We start from the raw sequence: 24,162 nt of genomic DNA, 5'->3' as shown, positions 1-24,162 counted from the left end.
CCGATGAGACCTCTCCGACGCCCGCTGCGCTCACTCGAAGACCTCGGCGCGCAACTCGCTTTCTACGGCCGCTCGTTGGCGTGGACGGGCCGCACCCTGCGCCGCTACAAGAAGGAGATCCTGCGGCTGCTCGCCGAGGTGAGTTTCGGCCGGGGCGCGCTCGCGGTGGTGGGCGGCACGGTCGGTGTGATCGCCTTCCTGTCCTTCTTCACCGGCACGGAGGTCGGTCTCCAGGGCTACGCGGCCCTCAATCAGCTGGGCACCTCCAACTTCGTGGCGTTCCTCTCGGCGTACTTCAACACCCGTGAGATCGCCCCGCTGGTGGCCGGGCTCGCGCTGTCCGCGACCGTCGGCGCCGGGTTCACGGCCCAGCTGGGGGCGATGCGGATCAGCGAGGAGACCGACGCGCTCGAAGTGATGGGCGTGCCCTCGCTGCCGTTCCTGGTGACGACGAGGATGATCGCCGGGTTCGTCGCGGTGATCCCGCTGTACGTGATCGGGCTGCTGTCCTCCTACCTGGCCGCCCGCACCATCACCACCGGCTACTACGGCCAGTCGGCCGGCACCTACGACCACTACTTCCAGCAGTACCTGCCACCGGTCGACGTGCTGTGGTCCTTCGGGAAAGTGCTCGTCTTCGCCGTCCTGATCATCCTCGTCCACTGCTTCTACGGCTACTACGCGAGCGGCGGGCCCGCGGGCGTCGGCGTGGCGGTGGGCCGTGCGGTGCGGACTTCGATCGTGGCGATCAACGTCCTCGACTTCTTCCTGTCGCTCGCCATCTGGGGCGCCAGTACGACCGTACGGATCGCGGGGTGAGCCGCCGGATGAGGGTGCTGAGACTGCGGTTGTACGGCGTCGTCTTCATCGCCGTACTCGCACTGCTGCTGTCCCTGTCGGTCGCCGTGTACCGGCAGGCGTTCACGCCGGTCGTGCGGATCACGCTGGAGGCGGACAGCCTCGGCAACCAGCTGGATCCACGGGCCGACGTCAAGCTGCGCGGGCTGCTCGTCGGCGAGGTGCGCGAGGTGCGGGCCGACGGGACGAAGGCGCGGCTCGACATCGCGCTCAAGCCGGAGCACGTCGCGTACATCCCGTCGGACGTGCACGCGCGGCTGCTCCCCAAGACGCTGTTCGGCGAGAAGTACGTCGACCTGGTGCCGTCCGCCGCTTCGTCCGCCCGCCCGATCCGGGCCGGCGACGTCATCACCCAGGACCGCACCCGGGTCGGCATGGAGGTGCAGCAGCTCATGAACGACCTGCTGCCCCTGCTGCGGACCGTCCAGCCCGGCAAGCTCAACGCCACCCTCTCCGCGTTCGCCACAGCCCTGGAGGGCCGCGGCGACCGGATCGGCGGCAACCTCACTCGCCTGGAGGCCTACCTGCGCCGCCTCAACCCCCACCTGCCCTCCCTCACCGAGGACATCGCCCGCTTCGCCGAGGTCGCCGAGATCTACGGCGACGCGGCGCCCGACCTGATGGAGATCCTGCGCAACACCGTCACCACCAGCCGCACGATCGTCGAGCAGAAGGACCGGCTGGCGGCGGCATTGCGCACCACGGCGACCGTCGCCGGCACCACGGAGGACTTCCTCGACACCAACGGCGACCGGCTGATCGCCCTCGGCCGGGTCTCCCGCCCGACGCTGGAGCTGTTCGCCCGCTACTCCCCCGAGTACCCCTGTCTGCTGGCCGGTCTGGTCCGGCAGGAGAAGGCCTCGGAGGAAGCGTTCCGGGGCGGGAAAATGCACATCACGCTGGAGGTCGTACAGCCGCAGGGGGCGTACGAACCGGGCGAGGAGCCGCGGTACGGCGAGCGGTCGGGTCCCGACTGCCGTGATCTGCCGGGTCCGCCGGTGCCGGCGCCCGGTGCCCACCTCGACGACGGTTCGAAGGCCGGGGGTTCGTCCTCGGGTGGCCCGCTCGACGTGTCCGCGACGCGAGCCGAGCAGAGGGCCGTCGGCTCACTCGTCGCGCCCGCGCTGGGGGTGCCCGCCGACGAGGTGCCGCCGGTCGCGACGTTGCTGTTCGGGCCGCTGGCACGTGGGACGGCGGTGAGTGTGGCATGAGGACCGCAGGCGCGCGGCAGACCGCTGCTCCCCTCGTCAAGTTCAGCGTCTTCGCGCTGGTGACCATCCTGGCGACGGCCCTCCTCGCCGCCACGATCGTGAACATCTCCCTCACCCCGGAGGATCGCTATCGCGCCGTGTTCAGCGATGTCACCGGCCTGGAGGAGGGCGACGACATCCGCGTGGCCGGGGTGCGGGTCGGCGAGGTCGAGGACATCCGCATCAAGGACCGGACGCTGGCCGAGGTCACCTTCACCGTCGGCCGGGACCGACCGCTGCTGACCAGCACGGGCGCGGTCGTCCGGTACCGCAATCTGGTCGGGCAGCGGTACGTCGCGCTGACCGAGGGCACGGGCGACGGGTCCCGGCTGCTGCGGCCCGGCGGGACGATCCCGCTGTCGCGCACACAACCGGCGCTGGACCTCAACGCCCTGCTGAACGGCTTCAAGCCGCTGTTCGCCGCACTGAGCCCGAAGGACGTCAACCAGCTCGCCACCGAGATCATCAGGACCCTCCAGGGCGAGGGCGGCACCGTCAACAGCCTCCTCGTGCACACGGCGTCGCTCACCTCGACCCTGGCCGACCGCGACCAGCTGATCGGCTCGGTGATCGACAACCTCAACACCGTGCTGGAGACGCTGGACAAGCGGGGCAGCCGCTTCTCCGGCCTCCTCAAGCAACTGCGCCGGGTCGTCTCGGGCCTGGCCGCCGACCGTAAGCCCATCGGGCGGTCGCTGGTGAACATCGGCGATCTGACGGAGGCCACTTCGGGGCTGCTGAAGGACGCGCGTCCGCCGCTGAAGGACGACATCGCCGAGCTGACCGGGCTCACCGGAACGCTGAACGACAACGAGAAGACCGTGGAGGGCGTCCTGAAGCGGCTGCCGAACAAGCTCAACAAGCTGACGGGGACGGCGTCCTACGGCTCGTGGTTCAACTTCTACCTCTGCGACTTCGACGGGCGGATCGTGCTGCCGAAGACGAAGCAGGTACTGACACCCGAGCTGCATGTGGCGAGGGCGAGGTGCGCGGGATGAGCCGTAAGCAACGTCCCGAGCCGCTGTTCAAAGTGCGGGTGGAGCCGCCCAGGCTGCCGAGGATACGTCTGCCGAAGGCACAACTCCTGCCGCGTCGCAGGCCCCGCCCGCAACCGCTGTTCAAAGTGCGCGTCGAGCCGCCCAGGCTGCCGGGGATACGGCTCCGTCGCCCACGCCTCATCCCGTTCCGCGACCGCAACCCCGTCGTCATCGGTGCCGTCGGCCTCACCACCCTCGCACTGCTGGCCTTGGCCGCGTTCAACGCGGACAGCCTGCCGCTGATCGGCGACGGCGAGACGTACAGCGCGGCCTTCGCCGAGGCGGGCGGGCTCAAGCCCGGTGACGAGGTGCGGATCGCCGGAGTCAAGGTCGGCAAGGTCGAGGAGGTCGACCTGGACGGCGACCACGTCAAGGTCACCTTCAAGATCAAGGGCGAGCCGGGCTTCGGCCGTGAGACCGGCGCGTCCATCCGGGTCAGGACGATCCTCGGCGCGAAGTACCTCGCACTGCACCCCGAGGGCGGGGGCCAGTTGGCTCCAGGCAGCGAGATACCGCTGAAGCGCACGGTCCCCGCCTACGACGTCGTACAGGCCTTCAGCGACCTCACCACGACATCGGAGAAGATCGACACCGATCGCGTGGCGAAGGCCATGGACACCATCTCCGCCACCTTCGAGGACTCACCGGAAGAGGTACGGGCATCCCTCAAGGGCCTGTCCCGGATCTCCCGGACGGTGGCCTCCCGCGACAAGGCGCTGCGCGAGCTGCTCGGCCACGCCAACGGCGTCACGGACGTACTCGCCGACCGCTCCGGTGACTTCACCGCCCTGGTCAAGGACGGCGACAAGCTGTTCAAGGAGATCAGCAAGCGGCGCGAGGCGATCCACAAGCTCCTGAAGAGCTCCGCCGCGCTCGGCATCCAGCTCTCCGGCCTGGTCCAGGACAACGACAAGGAGATCGGGCCCGCGCTCAAGGGCCTGAACCAGGTGGTGACGATGCTCGAGCGCAATCAGTCCAGCCTGGACCGCAGCATCAAGCTCCTGGCGCCCTACGTCCGCCTCTTCACCAACACCCTCGGCAACGGCCGCTGGTTCGACTCCTACGTCCAGAACCTCGTCGCCGCTCCCGTGGTGCCACGGACGGGAGGATCGCAGTGAACTTCCCCGTCAGGCTGAGAAAGCCCCTGGCCCTGCTCACCGCACTGTCCCTCGTCGCCGCCCTCGCCTACGTCCTGTGGCCGCGCCCCGAGCCGGTCCGCGTCACGGCGTACTTCCCGCGCACGGTCGGCATCTACCCCGGCTCGGACGTGCGGGTGCTGGGCGTCCGGATCGGCGAGGTCAGGAAGATCACGCCGGAGGGCGACCGTGTGCGGGTCGACCTGGAGTACGACGCCGGCCGCAAGGTCCCGGCGCAGGCGCAGGCGGCGATCATCAACTCCTCGGTGGTCAGCGACCGTTATGTGCAGCTGCTGCCCGTGTACCGGAGCGGTCCGGTGCTGCGGGACGGGGACGAGATCCCCGAGTCGCGCACCGCCGTACCCGTGGAGCTGGACCGCGTCTTCGACAGCCTGCACGGCACGGCCGAGGCCCTCGGCCCGGAGGGTGCCAACAAGGACGGCTCCCTGTCGCGGCTGCTCGGGGTGAGCGCGGACAACCTCGACGGTCAGGGCGAGAACCTCAACCGGACGGTCGAGGACCTCTCGAAGGCGGTCACGACCCTGTCCGACGGCCGCACGGACCTGTTCGGCACGATCCGCAACCTCCAGGTCTTCACGGCGGCGCTCGCGGCCGACGACAAGAGCGTGCGCTCGTTCAACAGCAGCCTCGCGAAGGTCGCCGAGCAGCTGGCGGGCGAGCGCAAGGACCTGGCGGCGGCGCTGAGGAACCTCGGGACGGCACTGGGCGACGTGTCCGGCTTCGTGAAGCGGAACAAGAAGTCGCTCACCTCGAACGTGGCGGGCCTGAGCAAGGTCACCAAGGTACTCGTCACCCAACGGGCCGCGCTGGAGGAGCTCTTGGAGGTGGCGCCGACCGGCATGTCGAACCTGAACAACGCCTACAACCCGTCGGCCGGCACCCTCGACACCCGCAACAACGCCGATCAGGCACAGGACCCGGCCTCGCTGCTGTGCTCGGTGCTCAGGACGACCGGGGACGAGGGCGGAAGGAACCCGGACTGCAAGGAGCTGAAGGAGTTGTTCGACTCCCTGCCCGAGGTCCCACGGGGCCCGGCGGTCACCGGCACGGTCGACCGCACCCTCGGCGGAATCCTGGAGGCGAACGCATGAGAGTGCCGCGCGCGAGCGCGCTGCGCAAGGGCAAGGTGGCGGCCTGGGCGGCCGTCGGCTCGCTGCTCCTGTCCGGCTGCGAGTTCAAGGGCTGGTACGACGTCCAGCTGCCCGGCGGAGCGGCCTCGGACGGCGACGCTTACCACGTCACCGTCGAGTTCCGTGACGTCCTCGACCTGGTGCCGCAGTCGGCGGTGAAGGTCGACGACGTCACCGTGGGCGCCGTCGAGAAGGTGGAGCTGGACGGCTGGCACGCACGCGTACGACTCCGGGTCGCCGACTCGGTCGAACTGCCCGCCAACGCGATCGCGGAGCTGCGGCAGACCAGCATGCTCGGCGAGAAGTACGTGGCGCTGTCCAGGCCGACGGACACCACTCCGGTCGGACGCCTCAAGGACGGCGACGCGATCCCCCTGTCCCGCAGCGGCCGCAACCCGGAGATCGAGGAGGTGCTGTCCGCCCTGTCCGCCCTGCTCAATGGCGGTGGTGTGGCGCAGCTCAAGACGATCACCGTGGAACTGAACAAGGCGCTGGAGGGACGGGAGAACCGGGTCGGGTCCCTGCTGAAGGAGCTGAACGTGTTCCTGGGCGGCCTGGACGAGCAGAAGCAGGACATCGTCCGGGCGCTGAAGGCGGTGGACCGGCTGGCCAAGCGCCTCGGCCGGGAGAAGAGGACCATCGCCGAGGCCGTGGACGCGATGCCGCCGGCCCTGAAGGTCCTGGCCGACCAGCGGCGGGACCTGACGCGCATGCTCACGTCGTTGTCGAAGCTCGGCAAGACAGGCACCAGGGTGGTCAACGCGTCGCACGACGACACGGTCGCGAACCTGAGACAGCTGCGCCCGATCCTGCAACAACTCAACAAGGCGGGCGATGACCTGCCCAACTCCCTGGAACTGCTGACGACTTACCCCTTCCCGCGCAACGCGGTGGACGCCATCAAGGGTGACTACGTCAATCTCCACATCACGGCCGACCTCGACCTGGCCGGGATCTACGGCAACTTGACGGAGAAGCCGGGCGGCGGTCGGGGTGGCGACGGGAAGCCCCAGGGACCCGGACTTCCGGAGACCCCGGACCTCCCGGACGTATCGGATCTCCCGAGCCCGCCGACCGTCCCGGCACCCACCGCGCTCCCGAGCACACCGGGCGTGCCGTCGTCCCCCTCGGCCCCTTCCGACGGCGGTGGCGACCCGCTGTGCCCGCCGGTGTGCACCAGCAGCTACGGCGAGTACGGCGGCGGCTACGGCGCCGGGGGCGACGGGCCGAAGGGGATCGACCTCGCCCTGGCCGAGCTGATGCTGAAGGGAGTCCAGCCGTGATCACACGGACGGTCAAGGCCCAGTTGCTCGCCTTCGCCACCATCACCGCCGTAGGGGTGTCGTACGTCGGCGCCGAGTACACCGGGTTGGTGGACGAGGTACTGGACCGCGGCTACACGGTCCGGGCGGACTTCGCCGAGTCCGGGGGGATTTTCCCCGGCGCCGAGGTGACGTATCGCGGGGTGCCGGTGGGCAGGGTGGGTGCGCTGCATCTGACGGGCGCGGACGGCGTCTCGGTCGCCCTGGACATCGAGGACGGGGCACCGCGCATCCCGGCGAACACACTCGCCGTGGTGGCGAACCGCTCGGCGGTGGGCGAGCAGTACGTGGACCTGCAACCCCGTACGTCCAAGGGTCCGTATCTGCTGGACGGCGGCACGATCCCGCGCGAGAGCACACGCGTACCGCTGCCGACGACGGACCTGGTCCTCAGCCTGGACCGCCTGGTGAACTCGGTGGGGAAGAAGGATCTGCGGGTCACGGTCGACGAGTTGGGCAAGGCGTTCGCGGGCACGGGCCCGAACCTGAGCCGTCTGGTGGACTCGGGGAACGTGCTGATCGAGTCGGCGTCGGAGGCGCTGCCGGAGACGATCGCGCTCATCGAGGACTCGCGGAAGGTACTGAAGACACAGGCGGACCAGGGCTCGTCGATCAAATCATTCGCGAGCGATCTGGCAGCGCTGACGGCTCAGTTGAAGGCGAGCGACGGGGACCTGCGAAGGCTGATCGGCAACGCGAGACCGGCGGCGCAGGAGGTGAACTCGCTGCTGAAGTCGGTGGGCCCCGAACTGTCGGTCCTGCTGGCGAACCTGATCAGCGGCGGCCAGGTGACCTTGGCCCGCCTCCCCGGCGTGGAACAGGCCCTGGTCACCTTCCCGGTGATGGTGGCGGGCAGTTACACGGTCATCCCGGGCGACGGCACCACCCACTTCGGCCTGGTGGTGAACGCCGACGACCCGCCGGCCTGCACGAAGGGTTACGGCACGGCCCGCCGCGACCCTGCCGACACGAGCACGCGCGAGGCGAATAGGCAGGCCCGCTGCACGCTGCCGCGGGGCAGCGAGTCGTCGGTGCGGGGAGCGCAGAACGCTCCAGGAGCTGCCGACGAGGCAGATCGGGCGGCGTACGTCACCCCGTACGACCCGGAGACCGGCACCACCACCGGCCCGGACGGAAGGGCCGTCGAGATCGGCTCGAAGGGCGGCCAGCAGGCCGTGTTCGGAAAGGAGTCGTGGCAATGGCTGCTCGTCGGCCCGATGGCATGAAGAACTGGCGGAGTTCCAGGGCGGTGACGGCAGGACTCGTCGCCGCGACGGTCCTGACCACCGCACTCACGATCTGGCTGGCCGTGGGCCTCCACGCACAACACGAATCGGACCAGCGCCACCAGGACATCCTGGCCGCGGCCCGCCAGTCAGCACTCAACTTCACCTCCCTCGACTACCGCCACTACGACCGCGACAGCGCGAACGTACTGGCGGGCGCGACGGGCGACTTCAAGAAGCAGTTCGCGGCACAGACGCGGCAACTGACGCGGCTCGTAGCGGCGAACAAGTCCGTCTCGGAGGGCCAGGTCCTGGAGGCAGGCATCGTCCGCTCCGCCGAGGACTCGGCCCGAGTACTGGTGGTCGCCGACAGCAAGGTGACGAACACGGCTGTGCCCCAAGGAGAGGCGCGCACGTACCGCCTGCAACTGGACCTGGTCCACCGGGACGGGCGCTGGCTGACGTCCGACGTCGAGTTCGTCGGCTGACGAGCACCACAGCTCGGCTGACAAGCACCACAGAGGAGTACGACCATGCCGAAGACGACCCCGAGCACCGGCACCCGGCGCACCATGACGGCGGCCGCCCGTGCCGCGGCCAAGCGAGCGGAGCGCGGCCACCGCGTACCGGCGCCGGAGGCCTCCGTCGCCGGCCGCACGGTGCTCATCGAGGCCCCGAAGAACGGCTGGGAGGACCCGCCGGAGCCGTCGCTCGAATCGTTCGAGGAGGACGCGCCGCCAAAGGACGAGGCCGAGGCCGAGGTGCACCCCCGTGGACGCGGCCTGCTCACGCTGGTACTCGGCGTCCTCCTGCTGGCCGCCCTGGTGGCAACCGCCGTACTGGGCTGGCAGTACCGGGACGGACACCGGACGGAAAGCGCCCGGACCCAGGCACTCACCGCCGCGCAGAAGGCCGCACCGCTCGTCCTCTCCTACGACTACCGTCACCTGGACAAGGACTTCACGAGCGCCCGCACCCACCTGACGGGCGGCTTCCGCGCCGAGTACGGCAAGACCACGAAGGCCGTGGTCGGCCCGACGGCCAAGAAGTACCGGGCCGTCGTAAAGGCCACGATCGCCGCCCCCGCCACCGGAACCCCGGCCGCCTCCGTCGTATCGGCATCCCTGGACAAGGTCGTGGTCCTGCTCTTCATCAACCAGGTCACCGAGAGCACACAGGTCTCGGGGGCTCGGGTGGACCTGAACCGGGTGCGGATGACGATGACCCACACGGACGGGGGGTGGAAGGTGAGCGGGGTCGACGCGCTGTGAGGTCCGCGGGGTGCACGTCGTTCACGTGCGGGTGTTGCTAAGAGACGGACCGGGACCTGATGCTCACCGGACGGCAGTCGTAACAGCGGAGATCTGGAGGCGCGGGGTGAGCCAGGCGGCTTCCTCCCCCACGGCCCGGCCCCTTCCTGCCGCGCGGCCGGGGGACGACAAGCACGGAGCGGGCGGCGAGCGCCCGGTGGTGGATACGGCTGGAGTGCGTGGAGCGCGTGTTCTCGGCGAGCTGGCGGACCGGCGCCATCCGGCCGTGGAAGTCCAGCTTCTCGCCGTACTGGATCAGGTACTCGTCCAGCTTCAGGGTGTCCGGGTGGTAGTCGAAGATCAGCGCGGGGCCGACCGCGTAACCGGAGGGCTGGCGGACGGCGTACACACCGTTCTGGTCGTGAGCGGGCAGGCGCACCCGCAGCGCGCCGTCGGTGAAGCAAACGGCTTCGCCCACCCACACCCGCTTACCGTTCTGCGCCAGCAGAACGGCCAGTTCCTTGGCCTTCTTGTTGACCAGGTGCTGGAGTTGCCGTGGGTGCAGCGCCTGCCTCCCGGGGTGGTCTGTACCCAGGTGCCGTTCTCGGAGGTGAGCGAGCCGTGCCAGTTCTTGAGCTCGATCATCCACATGCCGCCCGGCGCGACGACCAGCAGATCTACCTCGCGGACATGCCCGGTGTCCGCAGTGAACATGAAGTTCGACCAGACCCGCCACGGGTCGGAGTCCGGAAGCTCATTCCGGATCGCCTCCAAGCCGCGACCTTCATGGTCGAACTCAGACTCGGTGACCGTTTTCCACCGGCCGCCTTCCCGCATCTCACGCCGTCCCCGCCAGTCGTACCGTCCACCCACCCCATCAGATGCTTCGGGAGCTACCCGCCACGGGAAGGCGAAACCCCCAGGTGCGTCGAACCTAGTGGCTGGCACTGACATGAGAAGCCTCAGTAAAGGAAGTACATACACGACATTCGCGCACGTCACCGCAGGCACACCCCTTCAGAGGTCAAGCACCGCCACAATCAGGGGTCCTGCAGGGAAGACCGTCTGAGCCGATCACGCACTCTAACTCCCTCCGATTGCATGGGACTTGCTCTGATTCGGTGTCTGGGCTGTGCGCTAGGCTTGTCACTCGCTGCGCACCTTCCCGGAGGGTACGAGGCGGAGCCGCGGTCCAGTCCGCTGGTCGTGAGTGACGGATGGTGAATCCACCATGTGGACCTCACTTCGGTGAGGGCGGATGCCCGGTAGGGCGATCCCTGCCATTCCGAACTCACAACCTGGAGTGGCCCTTCATGGAACCGGTCGAGTACAAGCCTGCGCGTCGCCCCTGGATCCGCGAGATCCTGGTCGGCGCCGCCGCCGGAGTCGTCTCCAACCTTGTGTTGGAGGCGCTGGCGGCGGCAGCGCACCTGCTCGTCTGAGGCAGGCATGTGGCGGGCCCGGAGAGCCCGCCACTCCTCAGATCCTCAGAAAAGGGGTCGCTGCTCGGAGTGGGGCTGGTTCTGCTTCGACTTCCGGCTGCGTGAACGGTTGCGCTTCCCCGTAGGGCGGGGAAGGTGAGGGACCCTGGCTATGGGTGGAAGGTTGTCCCACGTGGGCCGCAGGCCGTGTATCTGCACGTCACCGACGGCCTCCCTCAGATATGCCTGCGTCTCCTCGTCCGTGGAGTAGAGGACGGTCGCGCGGCTCGCCCGTGTCATGAGGACGTGGTAAGCGTGCCGGATGCACCGCCCGAAGTCCTCCTCGCTCAGGTTCTTCCATCGCAGCCTCGGGTCGAAGGAACCGGGGACCGCGACGCGCTTGACCCCTGTTTCCGGGTCCTTGCGCGTCTTGCCGCGCCGAAAGATCCAACGGCCGTCGCGGCGCACCATGTCCTTGCCCATGATCACGCCGCACCAGTCCCACTCCAGGCCCTGGGCGGTGTAAACGCAGCCGATCTGGTTGATGCCTGCCGGGTCCACCGACCAGATCTTTGAAGGAGGCACTGTCCCGTTCTCGCACCAACTGCCGCTGTCGGCGTTCCAGGGCTGATGCCAGCCGCCGATGCGCACGTCCTCCTCCAGCCATCTGCCCTTTCCCTTGCCTCGCGGTTTGGACCAGGGCCAGCAAAAGCCGGCGACCATACGCGCCGAGGCACCGGCCTCGGACTCCGTCCTGATGATCCGCTCCAGCTCCTCCGGGCTGTCGGCGACCTCGACATGCATCAGCCCGTCAGGTGTCCACGTCCGCAGTTCGTCTCCTGTCAGTCCCAGAAGGTCCTGCACCCAGCGCACATACCCGTCGCTCCCCCCGCAGCGGTACTGGTCGGTGAGTTCGTGGCGGCCCGGCAGGAGGCCTCGGGCCTTGGCGGCGTTCTCGATCAGGTCGACCGTGCCCACTTCATTCGGACGAACAGTCTGGCTTCCGTCGAGAAAGAACACTGTGAGACGGGACGCGTCCAGCAGCTCTTCCACCTGAGGTTTCGTTCCCTGCCGCTCTGCGGGCAGGTAGCGGTTGGTGGTGCGGTCCCTCATGCGGTGGGCCTCATCACAGATGAGGACATCAAGAGGCGGCTCGGGTGGTGTGACGAAGTTGCTGAAGTAGGTAAAGCTCTTCTTGAATTCCTTGTCGCCGTAACCCACGTGCTCCTGCAGCGCCCCGTTGAAGGCTCGACTGCCGCTCGCATACTTCACCGTTCGCCCGGCAGCTTCGAACTCTGCCTTGAGTTCCAGTCCTACAGCGCTTTTCCCCGTGCCCGCGCCACCCGTGATGATGAACACGGCACGGCGGTCATCCGGTATGAGGCCCGGCTGGTCCGGATCGCCAAGGATGAACGAAGCCTTCTCCAGTACGTCCTCGGCGACCTCCTTTTGCTTTCCCCGCAGCGCAAACACGGTGTCCTCACCACGGGACTTGATCATGGCGTCGAGAAGCGGCGTGTTGCGGAGGCTCAGGCCCTGCAGCAGCAGCTCGGCTGCCGAGGCACCGCCTTCTTCCGCGAAGTGCTTGTTCAAGTCGGCAAGCAGCCTGTTGCGACGGTCCTTGGTGTAGGTGCGCGCGTAGGGGCCCATGGGTGCATCGACGGACAACAGCGGCCTTACGGACTCCTCCGTGGCATTGTGGAGATACGTGAAGCCGCCGCATTCGATGCGGTGTCCGGCCAGCGGGCCCTCGTCGCCCGTGAAGAGCTGGTAGTACTCGCGCAGTTGCAGGGCGGGGTGTCGCTTCGGCTCGCAGATTCCCGGAACATGGACCAGTTCGGCAGTGGCCTCCTCGACTCGCGTTACCGTGGACCATCTTTTCAGCTCCACGAGTTGGTACGACGGGCGGTGGGTCTCGGGGTGGTGCCCGGCGAGCACCACGTCGATCAGGCGCTGGTCGTGGGGATTCTCGGGTTCGTCGGCGGTCGCACCGCATTCGACGATCATCTCCACGTTGCCGCGACCCGCCTCGATGAGGTCCTGGGCCAGTTCAACGAGACTCTCCGCCCAGGCGGTTCGTTCGGAGAGCGAGGCTTCGGTTTTCCGGAAGTGCTTCCACCTCGCCGCGAGGTGGGGCACCATCCGGCGCCTCGAGTTCAGAGTGAGCAGGTCCTGCGCAGACAGCCTCAGCAGGAGCATGGACACGAGGTGGTTCCCCCAGGGCACGAGTGACTCGTGCGGGTGGGGGCGTGTCCTGGCGCAGGGGAAGCCCGTCGGGCCGCAATTGGTACGGGCGATCTTAGGGAGCGCTACAGCTCATGCGAGCTCCTCCCGCCCAACTCACGGCATATCAGCGGCAAGTTGGCGGAAAAGCTGTGGGTTCAGGCCGATCGTTACGTCGTGACAGCCACGCGCCGCTCAGCACCCACCAACTCCCGTAGTTTCTCGCGGGTTTCCCGGTCCGTGGAGTAGACGACCGTGCCGACCATTCCGCGGGTCAGAAGCACCTTGTATGTGTTGCGGATCAGTCGGTCCACGTCGGCATCCGGCGTCGAGCGCTTGAAGACCGGATCCTTGGACTCCGTGCGGTCCGTGACCCAGCGGTCGCCTCGCCAGACCAGGTCGGGGCCGATGATGACACCGGACCAGTCGTACTCGAAGCCCTGAGCGGTGTAGACGCACCCGACCTGACCGAAGCCGGCCGGGTCGGTGGCCCACAGGGCTGCCGGTGGCGCGCCGGCGACGGCGCGGTCGCCGCGCAGATTCCAGGGACGGACCCAGTCGCCGATGACGACGTCGGGCGGGAGCGGGTCGCCGGGCTTGGGTTCCGGGGACCAACGCCAGCAGTAGCCGGCGGACATGCGAGCGCCGTAGTCATGGGCCCGGCGCGCTTCGAGGAAGGCTTCCATCTCCTGCGGACTGTCGGCGACCAGCAACCGCATGCGGTCGTCAGGTTCCCATACGACCGGCCCACCCGGCTCCAGGCCGAGGAGACGGACCACCCAGCGCAGGTAGGCGTCACTGCCACCGCAGCGGAACTGGCTGTCCAACGGGACGACACTGCAGGGAATGCCCCGCTTCGCCGCTGCCGCCTTGATCTCGGCCACCGTGCCCATCTCACCAGGGCGGACGACCTGGTGCTCGTCCAGGAAGAAAACAGGCACGTAGGCCACGTCGATGAGTTCGTCGATCTGTGCCTTGCCTGTACGGTGCGCGGCGCGCGTGTAGCGGTTGGCCGAAGTCTCCCGGACGCGGTGCGCCTCGTCGCAGATCAGGGCACCCAGGCTGTTCTTTTCGGCCGTCATGAAGCTGTTGAAATACTTGAACAGGTCCTGGACTTCGCGCTTGCGGGCTCCGGCGACCTTCCTCATCGTCTTCGTGAACGACTGTGAGCCGGTGGCGTGCAGTGCCGAAACCCCGCGCCTGTAGAGCTCACCGAGCAGTTGGAGAGCAATGACGCTCTTGCCGGTGCCGGGGCCGCCCGTGACGATGACGACCTCCTTGCGGTCGGCGCGCTTCGCCTTCTCCACCGCGTTGAGCACCATGCGGTACGCGACCTGCTGCTCGTCGAGGAGAACGAACTGTGTGCGCTCGCGCACCTCCTCAGCGGCCACGGACATGAGCTGTTTCGACGGCACCGTGGCGCCTGCGTGGAGCTCGTCCGCCGTCCGGGCCCCCGGGTGCTTGTCGCTCAGCCTCGCACGAAGGTGGTCTAGGAAGGCGCCTCGGCGTTCCGCGGTGAAGAGCAGTCCGTGGCCGTCACGCTCGATCTCCCGCAGCCCGGTCACTCCGAACTCGGTGGCGTTGTGCAGATATGCCACTCCGGCCACCCGGTGCCCGTGTTCGGCCACCGCCCCGTTGAAATTGACGAGGTATTCGCAGTAGCGGCGCACCTGCTCGATGGGGTTGAGCACCGGATGGGCATAGACGTCGACATGACACAGGGTGGGGTCGTCCTCGTGAGGCAGTGCTTGGCTCCACTGCTTCAGCTCCACCACGACATAGGAGGGCTCTCCCGTGACCGGGTGCACTCCGGCGAGGACGACGTCGGCGCGCTTGCTGTTCAGCGGGAGCGCGTACTCCAGCATGACCTCCACGTCGCCCAGACCGGCGTCGTTGAGTGCGGCGGCCAGCACGGGGATGCTGCGCTCCCAGGAACGCACCTCCGAGGCCCCAGGCCGGTAGCCGTGCATGTGGACGAACTGGTCGGTGAGGTGCAGGAACAGCGAACCGTCGAGTGCCATGACGGCGACCGTTTTCGCGGACGCGCGGAACAGCAAGGACTTTCCCCCAGGCAGCACGAAAAGACTCGTGCGGGTGGGGGCATTTCCTTCGAGACTCCACCGGAGTGGAGCGGAAGCCCGTCGGGCCGCGTTGACGATGTGTTTGAGGGTACCTGGCGGTCCTGACAGCCGTACCGGTGATCCCAGTGGCGGCAGCGAACGCCGTGCCGGGTCTCCCCTACCGGCGTCCGGACGCCGGAACGCATGGCCTCCGCCCTCTGGATCAGGACCCACCGTCCGCAGGCATCAGGCCGCTCTCCGACTCGATCAAGTGCCCGGCGGCGATCAACGCGTCGATGTCACGAGTCAACGCTTCCCGGATATCGGCGCCGAGCCGCGCCCATCCGAAGAAGCAAGCAGCCTCCCGCAGCAGGTCCTCGCGGTGCATGCCCGGTCCTTCGTCGACCACGTCGCGAAGCACGAGCTGCCGCTCCGCCGCAGGAACCTCCGCCACTCGTCGGGCGCACGCTCAGTGGGCGTGCGGGCGAACTCCGTCTCGCGGCCGGGCCTGTCGTAGGCCGTACCGCCGTGGACGATCTTGCCCTGCTTGAGTAGACGGCGAAGAGCCCGGACGATGCGGTCGCGGACCACCTGGCCGGCTCGTCCGAGGCCCCACGCGAGACGGACCCGGGTGTAGATCACCTCTTTCTCTGCGGGCCCTTCCACCTCGACCACACACAGCGCCACGTCCGCCACCACGTCGAGGACATCGGGGTCCAGCAACTCCACGCCCCACATGCCCCGCTGGCTGTTCGACCTGTCATGTACCTCTGCCAACAGGTCAGGCTCGACCCCCTGGTAGGGACGGCTCCACGGCGCAGGACCGGCGTCGACGGTCACGAACTCCACTCGCGGGGCTGCCGGACCACCTGTCACTTCTACAGGTTCTCCGCCCCCTGCGCTCAGAGGGCTGTCCACGGCCTCCGCCGTGCTGTCACCGTTGCCAAGGTCGCCGCCACTACCGCCCACCTCCACGAGCGCCCGGGCATTGTTCATCGCCTCGCCCGATCCGAGCCACGGCTTCCCCTCCGTTTTCCGTCGGCCGTCGGGTCCGCCCGGGCATACTCGCGGTGCGTTTCGCCGAGCGCGCACTCCTCAGGGCATTCAGTGCTGCCCGAGGGACTACCTGCGGCGTAACGCGGCAAACCTCCGAAAGATCGGATAGGGCCTCCGTCGCAGATCAGAGGCCCTTCCAAGGCAAAGCCGCAAGTGACGGCAGACGAGTCGGGCTGTACGCCGGGTTCTGTCGCCCGGTCGCCTCGCGGCGGCCGGGGAGACGGCCATCCATCTAGGGCCGGTGTTGCCACCGGCCTCGTGCGGTCTACCCGGGGACTCGGGCGGGCAGCCCTCGATCGTCCCCGCAGAGCGCGTTTTACGGCGCTCCTTTTGACCTTGCTCCAGGTGGGGTTTACCTAGCTGCCCAGGTCACCCTGGGCACTGGTGGTCTCTTACACCACCGTTTCACCCTTACCGAGGACCGAGGTCCCCGGCGGTCTGCTTTCTGTGGCACTGTCCCGCGGGTCACCCCGGGTGGCCGTTAGCCACCACCCTGCCCTGTGGAGCCCGGACGTTCCTCGGGAAGCCCCTAAGGGGACTCCACGCGGCCGTCCGCCCGGCTCGTCTGCCGTGTCGACCATGGTACCGGGCGAGAGGTCTTCCGAGGTCCATCGCTCGGTGCGCCGCCCAGTCCATCGCTCGTGACAGCGCCCGGTGCATCAGCTGTCCCACCGCGCGGTCCCTCAGTTGTCCCACCGCCCGGTCCCTCAGCTGTTCCACCGCGCGGTCCGCCCTTCGTCCCGCCGCTCGTCGCCAGTACCGAGCCCGCCAGGATGAGCGCGAAGGCCGACAGGACGCCTGCTGTGAGGGGCTCGTCCAGGAAGATCGCGCCGGCCGCCACCGCCACCGCCGGATTGACGTACGTGAAGACCGTCGCCCGCGTCGGGCCCACCTCCTTGATCAGTTCCAGGAAGGCCACGAAGGCGACCGCCGTGCACAGGACGCCCAGGGCGGCGAGGGCCGTGAGGGCCTCGGCCGAGGGCAGTGACGCCGGGCGGGACAGGACCGCCGCGGGGGCGTAGACCAGGCCCGCGAAGGTCAGGCAGACCGCGGTGAGGTGGAGGGACGGGATGTCCTTGAGGTAGCGGGCGGCGATCAGGGGAGCCGTCGCGTAGCCCAGTACCGTCAGCAGGACCTCCGCCAGGGAGCGGGCGTCGCCGCCCGTCAGGTGCGGGACGGTGAGGGTCGCCACTCCGGCCAGGCCCAGGATCAGGCCGGTCAGGCGGCGGACGCCGAGGTGTTCCGTGGCGCCGAAGAAGCGGGACAGAACCACCCCGACTATCGGGACGCCCGCTATCAGCAGGCCCGCCGTCGAGCTGGACAGGTGGCGTTCGGCGTCCGTCAGGGTCCACCAGGGGCCGATGATCTCTATGCACGCGAAGGCCAGCATGGGGCGCCAGTGCGTCCGTATCGTCCGGGGCAGGCCGCCCTGGCGGAGTGCGAAGGGGAGCAGGAGGGCTGCGGCCAGCGCACAGCGCGTGAACACCACCATGGACGGGGAGACCTCGTCCACCGCCACCTTGATCATCAGATAGGGAACGCCCCAGATCACGCTCATCAGGGCGAACAGGAACCAGCCGCGTGCAGTCATGCGGCGAGTTTCGGCCCCCTCACCGTCCGCTGTCTTGAACGCTGTTGCGGTACGCCGCCGGGGTCACCCCGAGCACCCGGCGGAACCAGCGGGTGAGGTGTGCCTGGTCCGCGAAGCCGACCAGGCCGGCGACCTCGGCGGGGCGCAGGCCGGTCTCCAGCAGACCGCGGGCCCGGGTCACCCGGTGCTGGGCCAGCCAGGCGTACGGCGGTATCCCCATCGTCGTACGGAAGGCGCGCAGGAGCTGGTAGCGGGAGAGGCCCAGGTCGGTGGCAAGGGATGCGAGGGAGGGTGGGGCCGTGAGCTCGTCGGCGAGGCGGTCGCGGACCGCCCGCGCTATGTGGTCGGCGCCCGCGACCGTGTCGTCCGTCGCCCGCGCGGTGGAGTGGCGGCGGGTGAGGGCCGTCATCAGCCACGGAATGCGGGACTCGGCCTCCAGGGGGTCGGGGCAGGCGGCGAGTTCGGCGTGGGTGAGGCGCAGGGCGTCGGAGAGCTGGGGGTCGTCGAGGAGGGGCTCGTGGAAGTGCGGGGTGCCGGTGCCCAGGGTGCCGTCGGTCAGCAGCGACGGCTCGGCGTACAGGGCGCGGTAGGCGTAGCCGCCGGACTCGCCGGGGCCGCCGGTGTGCATCTCTCCGGGTGCCAGTACGACGATGGAGCCCAGGCCGGGACGGATGTGGCCGCCCCGGTAGTCGATGATCTCGCTGCCGCCGACGCAGACCCCGATGGTGAACTCGTCATGGGCGTGAGGGGCGTAGACGTGCCGGTCGAAGCGGGCGGTGAGCAGGTCCAGGGGCGGGCCGTCCCGGCCCAGCCGCGCTCTGGTCCACAGTGCCTGTTCGCCCACTTCACGCCCCCTCTCCTGTAGGGGCTCAACACCGGGCCGACCCGTTTTCATGCCCGGGCGGCGTCCGCTTGACCTTGCCGCAACGTCAACGTCTCTACTGGTGCCATGCGGATCGGAGAACTCGCCGCCGCGGTCGGTGTCACCACTCGGACCGTGCGGCACTACCACCATCAGGGGCTGCTGCCCGAGCCGGAGCGGCGGGCGAACGGCTATCGGGAGTACACGCTGCGGCATGCCGTCGTGCTGGCGCGGATCCGGCGGCTGACGGAGCTGGGGCTGGGGCTCGCCGAGGTGCGGGACGTGCTCGCCGAGGACGCCGGCAAGGATTTCGCCGAGGTGCTCACCGAGCTGGACGAGGATCTCGCGCGGCAGGAGGCGGCGATCCGGGAGCGGCGGCAGCGGCTGCGGACGCTGCTGGAGACCGAGGGCGCGGTGACCGCCGAGGGGCCCGTGTCGCCCCAGCTCGCGGCGCTCTTCCGGGACATGGGGCAGGTCTCCGACTCGCCCATGGCCGTCAAGGACCGGGAGATGCTCGCGCTGATCGAGACCACGGCCGGAGCGGAGGGCCGGGACCAGCTCGTGGGCGCGTTCGAGAAGGCGTTCACCCGGCCGGGCGCCAAGGAGCAGGTCCTCGCGGCCTACGCGCTGCTCGACGACCTCGCCGACGCCGACCCCGCCGACCCGCGCGTGGACGACGCGGCCCGCGCCCTGGTCGACTGCCTCTCCCCCGACCTGCTGCCCGAGAAGCTGGACGTCGACCCCGACAGCAGCTTCCTGCGGGCCTTCTACGCCGACTTCGCCCCGGCCCAGGCGGCGGCCATCCGCCGCACACTCCACCTCCTGATGGAAAGGGACGGACCGTGATGCGCACCGCTCTCGTCCTCGTCCGGCACGAGCTGCGGCTCCTCGCGAGCATCGGGCTGTGGGTGGCCCGGCGGCGGCACCGAACAGGGGAAGGGGCCGCCTTCGGGTACTCGCGCGGCCAGGGCCCGATGATGCTGGGATTCGGGTTCGTGATCGTGATCGAGTCGATCATGATGTCGATCCTGCTGCGCAACCATCCCGCCGTGCAGCGGGCGTGGTTCACGGTGGACGTGTACACCCTGGTGCTCATCGTCGGGATGCACGCCGCCTCCGTCGTACGGCCGCACGTCCTCGACGACCGCGTCCTGCGCGTCCGGCGTGCCGCGCACGTCGATCTGCGCATACCGCTGGAGAAGGTCGCCCGGGCCCGCCGCGAGCTGCGCACCACCCATGAGCGGACCGAGGGCGAGCTGAACCTCGCCATCGGCTCGCAGACCACCGTGACGCTCGAACTCACCGAGCCGGTCGCCCACTTCACCTTCCTCGGGCGTCGTCAGGACATCCGGCTGGTGCGCTTCCACGCCGACGACGCCGACGGCCTCGTCAAGGCGATCGCGCGGGCTCGAAGCGCACCTTCGCCGATCCCGGATCCGACTGGGTGAGCCGGACCCTGATCCGCTCCCCCAGCGGCAGGCGCTCCCCGTCCGTGTTCTCGATCCGGCCGATGATCGCCGGGGACTCCAACTGCACGGTCCCGACGGCGGGCCTGCGCTCCTCCACCTCCACCACGCAGCCGTCGAAGACCTCGCCCACCCGGTCTTTCAGCAGGGCCGCCTCCACGATGTCCAGGCACTCCCGCTCGACCGTGCCCGCGCGCCGGCTGCCCTCGGCCATCCGGGCCGGCAGCGCGTCCAGGGCGGCCGCCACCCACTCGGGCACCGGCCGGCCGGCGGTGGCCGCCAGGCAGATCTCGGACACGTACCGGTCGACGAGGCGGCGCAGCGGCGCCGTGCAGTGGGCGTAGGGGGCGGCCACGGCGGAGTGGGTGGTGATGGGCGGGAGGGCGCCGTCGCGGAACACCGTGTAGCCGGCGCCGCGCAGCAGGGTCGTGCACTCCTGGAGGAAGGCCGCGTGGCGGGGGCGGTGCGGGTCGAGGGAGCGGACGAGTTCGGCGTACGACACGTGGTGCGGCCAGTCGATGTGCAGGGCGTGGGCGGTGTGGCGCAGGCGGCCGACCGCGCCGTCGGGGGCGGCGGGGAGGGTGCGCAGGATGCCGGTGCCGAGGGAGAGCATCAGGTCGGCGGCGGCCATGCCGGTGAGCAGGGAGATCTGGGAGTTCCAGCCGTCGGCGGGCAGCGGGGCGCGGTAGGCGAGCTCGTAGGTGTGGTCGTGCTCGACGATCTCCTGCTCGGGTACGCCGAGCGAGATCCCGCCGCGCTCCACTTCCAGCTTCTCCCGCAGCAGCCCGATCTCCCGCAGCAGCGCCAGCGGCTCCTCGGCGGTCCCCGCGTCGATCTGCTTCTGCACGCCCGCGTAGTCCAGCCTGGCCCGGCTGCGCACCAGGGCCCGGGTGACGTCGACGGCGACGGTACGGCCGTCCCCGTCGAGGTCGACCGTCCACAGCACGGCGGGCCGGTCCTGGTCCGGGAGCAGGCTGGCCGCGCCCTCGCTCAGCGACTCTGGGTGCAGCGGGACGCGCAGGTCCGGGAAGTAGAGGGTGGTCACCCGCCGGTGTGCCTCCTGGTCGAGCGGGCCCGACGGTACGACGAAGGCGGCGACGTCGGCGATGGCGTACCGGACGCGGTAGCCGGTGCCGTGCCGGGAGAGGTGCATCGCCTGGTCGAGGTCGGTGGAGGCGGGCGGGTCGATGGTGAGGAAGGGGAGGTCGGTGGCGTCGTGCGAGGGGAGGGCCGGGGCCTTCGCCTTCTCCTCGGCCTGTGCCAGCGCCTCGGGCGGGAAGCCGGCGGGGACGCCGAGCTCGTGGCGCAGGGCGGTGAGGGCGGCCCGGAGGGGGGCCTCGGGGGCGCCGGTCACGCGGATGTGGCGGCGGGGCATGTGTCGAGCGTAGGGCGAGGGTCGCCGGGTGGCACGCCGTACGCTGTGGCGGAGTTCGAGTGAGGGAGTACGTGTGCTTGTCCTGTTGCCGCCGTCCGAAGGCAAGGCCTCGTCCGGTCGTGGTGCGCCGCTGAAGCTGGAGTCGCTGTCCCTGCCGGGGCTGGGCGAGGCCCGGGAGGCGGTGCTGCGGGAGCTGGTCGAGCTGTGTGCCGGTGACGAGGACAAGGCGCGGGACGTGCTCGGGCTGAGCGAGGGCCTGCGGGGCGAGGTCGCGAAGAACGCCGGGCTGCCGACGGCGGGCGCGCGGCCGGCCGGGGAGATCTACACCGGGGTGCTGTACGACGCCCTGGACCTGGCGTCGCTGGACGCCGCGGCGAAGCGCCGGGCGACCCGGTCGCTGCTCGTGTTCTCGGGGCTGTGGGGCGCGGTGCGCGTCAACGACCGCATCCCCTCCTACCGCTGCTCGATGGGCGTGAAGTTGCCGGGCCTCGGGGCGCTCGGGACGCACTGGCGGGCGCCGATGGCGGACGTGCTGCCCGAGGCGGCCGGGGACGGGCTGGTGCTGGACCTGCGGTCGTCGGCGTACGCGGCGGCGTGGAAGCCGAAGGGCGAGGTGGCCGGGCGGACGGCTTCGGTACGGGTGCTGCACGCGCCGACGCGGAAGGTCGTCAGCCACTTCAACAAGGCGACCAAGGGGCGGATCGTACGGAGCCTGCTGACGGCGGGTGCCGTGCCCCAGGGGCCGGCGGAGCTGGTGGAGGCGCTGCGGGACCTCGGGTACGAGGTCGAGGTGGAGGCGCCGGCCAGGGCCGGGAAGGCGTGGACGCTGGACGTGCTGGTGGACGAGATCCACTGACCGGCCCACCCCTCCTATTGCAGCCTGCGCAACGCCCTTTGCGCAGGCTGCATCTCGTGGGCAGGATGAGGCCATGACCTCAGTCCTGGATCTCGCGCCCGTCGTCCCCGTGGTCGTGATCGACGATCCCTCCGACGCCGTACCGCTGGCCCGGGCGCTGGTCGCGGGCGGGCTGCCCGCGATCGAGGTGACGTTGCGGACGCCGGCCGCGCTGGAGGCGATCGGTGCCGTCGCGGACGCGGTGCCGGACGCGGTGGTCGGCGCGGGCACGGTGATCACGCCGGAGCAGGTGAAGCTGGCCGTCACGGCGGGGGCGCGTTTTCTGGTGAGCCCCGGCTGGACGGACCTGCTGCTGGAGGCCATGCGGGCCTCCGGGGTGCCGTATCTGCCGGGGGTGTCGACCACGTCCGAGGTGGTGGCACTGCTGGAGCGCGGGGTGCGGGAGATGAAGTTCTTCCCGGCCGAGGCGGCGGGCGGCACGGCGTATCTCAAGTCGCTGAACGGGCCGTTGCCGCAGGCCCGGTTCTGTCCCACGGGCGGGATCGGTCCGACTACCGCGCCCGACTATCTCGCGCTGCCCAACGTCGGCTGTGTGGGCGGCAGTTGGATGCTCCCGGCGGACGCGGTCGCCGCGCGGGACTGGGGGCGCGTCGAGGCGCTGGCCCGGGAAGCGGCGGGGCTACGGGCGCAGGTGTGAGGTGTCGTTGAAGAGGCGGACGCTGGCGTTGCCGTCGGCGTAGTACGCGACCGCCGAGAGGGAGGCCGCCGAGAGTTCCATGCGGAACAGGGACTCGGGCGGGGCGCCCAGGGCGAGGCGTACGAACGTCTTGATCGGCGTGACGTGGCTGACGAGGAGGACCGTGCGGCCCGCGTACGCCGCGACCAGCTTGTCGCGGGTGGCGGCGATCCGGGTCGCGGTGGCCGCGAAGCTCTCGCCGTCGCCGGTCGGGCGGGCCTCGGGGTCGGCCAGCCAGGCGCCCAGGTCGTCGGCGTAGCGCTCGCGGACCTCGCCGAAGGTGAGGCCCTCCCAGGCGCCGAAGTCCGTCTCGCGCAGGCCGTCGTCGACGGTCACGTCCAGGCCGAGGTGGGCCGCGACGATGCCGGCGGTCTCCCGGGTACGGGTGAGCGGCGACGCCACGACGGCCTGGACCGTGCCGCGCCTGGCGAGGGCGGCGCCGACCCGCTCGGCCTGCTCGCGGCCGACGTCGGAGAGGGAGGGGTCGGTCCCGCCGCTCCCGGAGAATCGCTTCTGGGGCGTCAGAGGTGTTTCCCCGTGCCGCAGCAGCACGAAGGTGGCGGGCGCCCCCATGTCGGCGGGACCCCAGCCGGTGGAGGGCGCGGCGACGGTCCGCGCGGCGCGTACATCGGCTTCGGCCTTGGCGGGGGCGGGGGCCTCGGACTTGGCGGAGGTTGCGGAGGGGGCCGTATCGGCGCGCCCGTCCGCCAGCGCCGCACGCGCCCGGGCCGCGCCCGCAGCAGCATCTCCGGGCGGGCCGGCCGGCTTCGGCTCGGCGACCGCCCGCGCGGCCCGCGCGTCAGCCGCCTCCAACTCCGCCGTGGAGGCCGACGCGCTCCACTGCTCCCCCCGCTTCCCGGCATCCATCGCCTCGTTGGCCAGCCGGTCCGCGTGCTTGTTCTGCTCCCGGGGGATCCACTCGTACGTCACCTGGGGCGCCGGGAAGACCTTCGACGCCTCGAAGGCCAGCGGCTTCATGTCGGGGTGCTTGATCTTCCAGCGGCCCGACATCTGCTCGATGACCAGCTTGGAGTCCATGCGGACGTGCACCGTGGCCGTCGGGTCGAGTTCGTGCGCGGCGCGCAAGCCCGCGACGAGGCCGCGGTACTCGGCGACGTTGTTCGTGGCGACGCCGATGTACTCGGCGGCCTCGGCCAGCGTCTGCCCCGTGGTCGCGTCGATGACGACCGAGCCGTAGCCCGCGGGCCCCGGGTTGCCCCGTGACCCGCCGTCGGCCTCGACGATGAACTCCCGCACGATCAACGCCCCTTACCGAGCCCCTTGCC

20 protein-coding genes, 1 other RNA gene and 2 pseudogenes are annotated in these 24,162 nt (G+C 69.9%); 14 read left to right on the top strand and 9 right to left on the bottom strand.

The genetic code is table 11. The features are described 5' to 3' along the window. Positions 1–3: 3 nt before the first annotated feature. From CP983_RS30795 to CP983_RS30755, 9 genes are read left to right on the top strand one after another with little or no spacing between them, the layout of a single operon-like run. Positions 4–819 carry an MlaE family ABC transporter permease gene (locus tag CP983_RS30795; RefSeq protein WP_107906887.1) on the top strand — a complete coding sequence of 272 codons (816 nt, stop codon included), beginning with the start codon at positions 4–6 and terminating at the stop codon, positions 817–819. Between the two features lie 8 nt (positions 820–827). Further along, positions 828–2,069: an MCE family protein gene (locus tag CP983_RS30790; RefSeq protein WP_150503187.1), complete on the top strand. Its 1,242-nt coding sequence runs from the start codon at positions 828–830 to the stop codon at positions 2,067–2,069. After that, positions 2,066–3,106 carry an MCE family protein gene (locus tag CP983_RS30785; RefSeq protein WP_150503185.1) on the top strand — a complete coding sequence of 347 codons (1,041 nt, stop codon included), beginning with the start codon at positions 2,066–2,068 and terminating at the stop codon, positions 3,104–3,106. Before CP983_RS30790 ends, CP983_RS30785 begins: the two co-directional genes overlap by 4 nt. Then, the gene (locus CP983_RS30780; RefSeq protein ID WP_150503183.1) at positions 3,103–4,263 is read left to right on the top strand and encodes an MCE family protein; all 1,161 of its coding nucleotides are present in this window, start codon (positions 3,103–3,105) and stop codon (positions 4,261–4,263) included. The genes CP983_RS30785 and CP983_RS30780 overlap by 4 nt, the downstream gene beginning before the upstream one ends. Before the next feature lie 26 nt (positions 4,264–4,289). After that, positions 4,290–5,393: an MCE family protein gene (locus CP983_RS30775; protein WP_150506984.1), complete on the top strand. Its 1,104-nt coding sequence runs from the start codon at positions 4,290–4,292 to the stop codon at positions 5,391–5,393. Continuing rightward, complete coding sequence (locus CP983_RS30770; protein WP_150503181.1) at positions 5,390–6,715, top strand: MCE family protein; 1,326 nt, start codon at positions 5,390–5,392, stop codon at positions 6,713–6,715. The genes CP983_RS30775 and CP983_RS30770 overlap by 4 nt, the downstream gene beginning before the upstream one ends. Next, positions 6,712–7,980: an MCE family protein gene (locus CP983_RS30765; RefSeq protein WP_150503179.1), complete on the top strand. Its 1,269-nt coding sequence runs from the start codon at positions 6,712–6,714 to the stop codon at positions 7,978–7,980. The genes CP983_RS30770 and CP983_RS30765 overlap by 4 nt, the downstream gene beginning before the upstream one ends. Then, positions 7,953–8,468, top strand: coding sequence for a hypothetical protein (locus tag CP983_RS30760; RefSeq protein ID WP_167537788.1), 516 nt, complete (start codon positions 7,953–7,955; stop codon positions 8,466–8,468). The genes CP983_RS30765 and CP983_RS30760 overlap by 28 nt, the downstream gene beginning before the upstream one ends. A gap of 45 nt (positions 8,469–8,513) precedes the next feature. Next, positions 8,514–9,251, top strand: coding sequence for a hypothetical protein (locus tag CP983_RS30755; RefSeq protein WP_150503177.1), 738 nt, complete (start codon positions 8,514–8,516; stop codon positions 9,249–9,251). A gap of 87 nt (positions 9,252–9,338) precedes the next feature. On the opposite strand, the pseudogene CP983_RS30750 reads toward CP983_RS30755, so the two are convergent. Then, positions 9,339–10,067 (bottom strand): annotated as a pseudogene (locus CP983_RS30750) (NERD domain-containing protein); the annotation flags it as partial. 476 nt (positions 10,068–10,543) lie between these two features. Between CP983_RS30750 and CP983_RS44840 the strand changes: the two are divergent. Beyond that, entirely contained in the window at positions 10,544–10,672 is a 129-nt protein-coding gene (locus tag CP983_RS44840; protein ID WP_229914734.1) for a DUF6408 family protein, read from the top strand. A gap of 45 nt (positions 10,673–10,717) precedes the next feature. On the opposite strand, the gene CP983_RS30745 is transcribed toward CP983_RS44840, so the two are convergent. The 6 genes and pseudogenes from CP983_RS30745 to CP983_RS30720 all read right to left on the bottom strand — a co-directional run bounded on the left by CP983_RS30745 (position 10,718) and on the right by CP983_RS30720 (position 18,425). After that, positions 10,718–12,850: a DUF2075 domain-containing protein gene (locus CP983_RS30745; RefSeq protein ID WP_229914756.1), complete on the bottom strand. Its 2,133-nt coding sequence runs from the start codon at positions 12,848–12,850 to the stop codon at positions 10,718–10,720. A gap of 194 nt (positions 12,851–13,044) precedes the next feature. Next, positions 13,045–14,931 carry a DUF2075 domain-containing protein gene (locus CP983_RS30740; protein WP_150503175.1) on the bottom strand — a complete coding sequence of 629 codons (1,887 nt, stop codon included), beginning with the start codon at positions 14,929–14,931 and terminating at the stop codon, positions 13,045–13,047. 309 nt (positions 14,932–15,240) lie between these two features. After that, positions 15,241–15,774 carry a DUF3320 domain-containing protein gene (locus CP983_RS30735; protein WP_167537786.1) on the bottom strand — a complete coding sequence of 178 codons (534 nt, stop codon included), beginning with the start codon at positions 15,772–15,774 and terminating at the stop codon, positions 15,241–15,243. A 376-nt stretch (positions 15,775–16,150) separates the two neighbouring features. After that, positions 16,151–16,554: RNase P RNA component class A (gene rnpB, locus CP983_RS30730), an RNA gene on the bottom strand. Positions 16,555–16,732: 178 nt separating this feature from the next. Next, positions 16,733–17,581 (bottom strand): annotated as a pseudogene (locus CP983_RS30725) (DMT family transporter); the annotation flags it as partial. Between the two features lie 19 nt (positions 17,582–17,600). Beyond that, positions 17,601–18,425, bottom strand: a complete 825-nt coding sequence (locus CP983_RS30720) for an AraC family transcriptional regulator (protein WP_150503171.1) — start codon at positions 18,423–18,425, stop codon at positions 17,601–17,603. Between the two features lie 105 nt (positions 18,426–18,530). Here CP983_RS30720 and CP983_RS30715 point away from each other — a divergent pair, with 105 nt between their 5' ends. Both CP983_RS30715 and CP983_RS30710 read left to right on the top strand, forming a co-directional pair. Next, complete coding sequence (locus tag CP983_RS30715) at positions 18,531–19,289, top strand: MerR family transcriptional regulator (protein ID WP_150503169.1); 759 nt, start codon at positions 18,531–18,533, stop codon at positions 19,287–19,289. After that, positions 19,289–19,891, top strand: coding sequence for a hypothetical protein (locus CP983_RS30710; protein ID WP_150503167.1), 603 nt, complete (start codon positions 19,289–19,291; stop codon positions 19,889–19,891). The genes CP983_RS30715 and CP983_RS30710 overlap by 1 nt, the downstream gene beginning before the upstream one ends. Here the strand turns inward: CP983_RS30710 and CP983_RS30705 are convergent. Continuing rightward, positions 19,833–21,284 (bottom strand): RNB domain-containing ribonuclease, encoded by a 1,452-nt coding sequence (locus CP983_RS30705; protein WP_150503165.1) that lies wholly within the window; start codon positions 21,282–21,284, stop codon positions 19,833–19,835. The genes CP983_RS30710 and CP983_RS30705 overlap by 59 nt on opposite strands. 73 nt (positions 21,285–21,357) lie before the next feature. Between CP983_RS30705 and yaaA the strand changes: the two genes are divergently transcribed. Further along, positions 21,358–22,140, top strand: coding sequence for a peroxide stress protein YaaA (yaaA, locus tag CP983_RS30700; RefSeq protein ID WP_150503163.1), 783 nt, complete (start codon positions 21,358–21,360; stop codon positions 22,138–22,140). A 73-nt stretch (positions 22,141–22,213) separates the two neighbouring features. Further along, complete coding sequence (eda, locus tag CP983_RS30695) at positions 22,214–22,837, top strand: bifunctional 4-hydroxy-2-oxoglutarate aldolase/2-dehydro-3-deoxy-phosphogluconate aldolase (protein ID WP_150503161.1); 624 nt, start codon at positions 22,214–22,216, stop codon at positions 22,835–22,837. Here the strand turns inward: eda and CP983_RS30690 are convergent. Next, a complete protein-coding gene (locus tag CP983_RS30690) occupies positions 22,820–24,133 on the bottom strand; it encodes a bifunctional RNase H/acid phosphatase (protein WP_150503159.1) in 1,314 nt (437 codons plus the stop codon). The two genes, eda and CP983_RS30690, sit on opposite strands and share 18 nt — an antisense overlap. Positions 24,134–24,162: the final 29 nt, after the last annotated feature.

It is taken from the genome of Streptomyces chartreusis (genome assembly GCF_008704715.1).
Lineage (GTDB): Bacteria > Actinomycetota > Actinomycetes > Streptomycetales > Streptomycetaceae > Streptomyces > Streptomyces chartreusis.
This window is presented reverse-complemented; position numbering and strand designations above follow the sequence as displayed.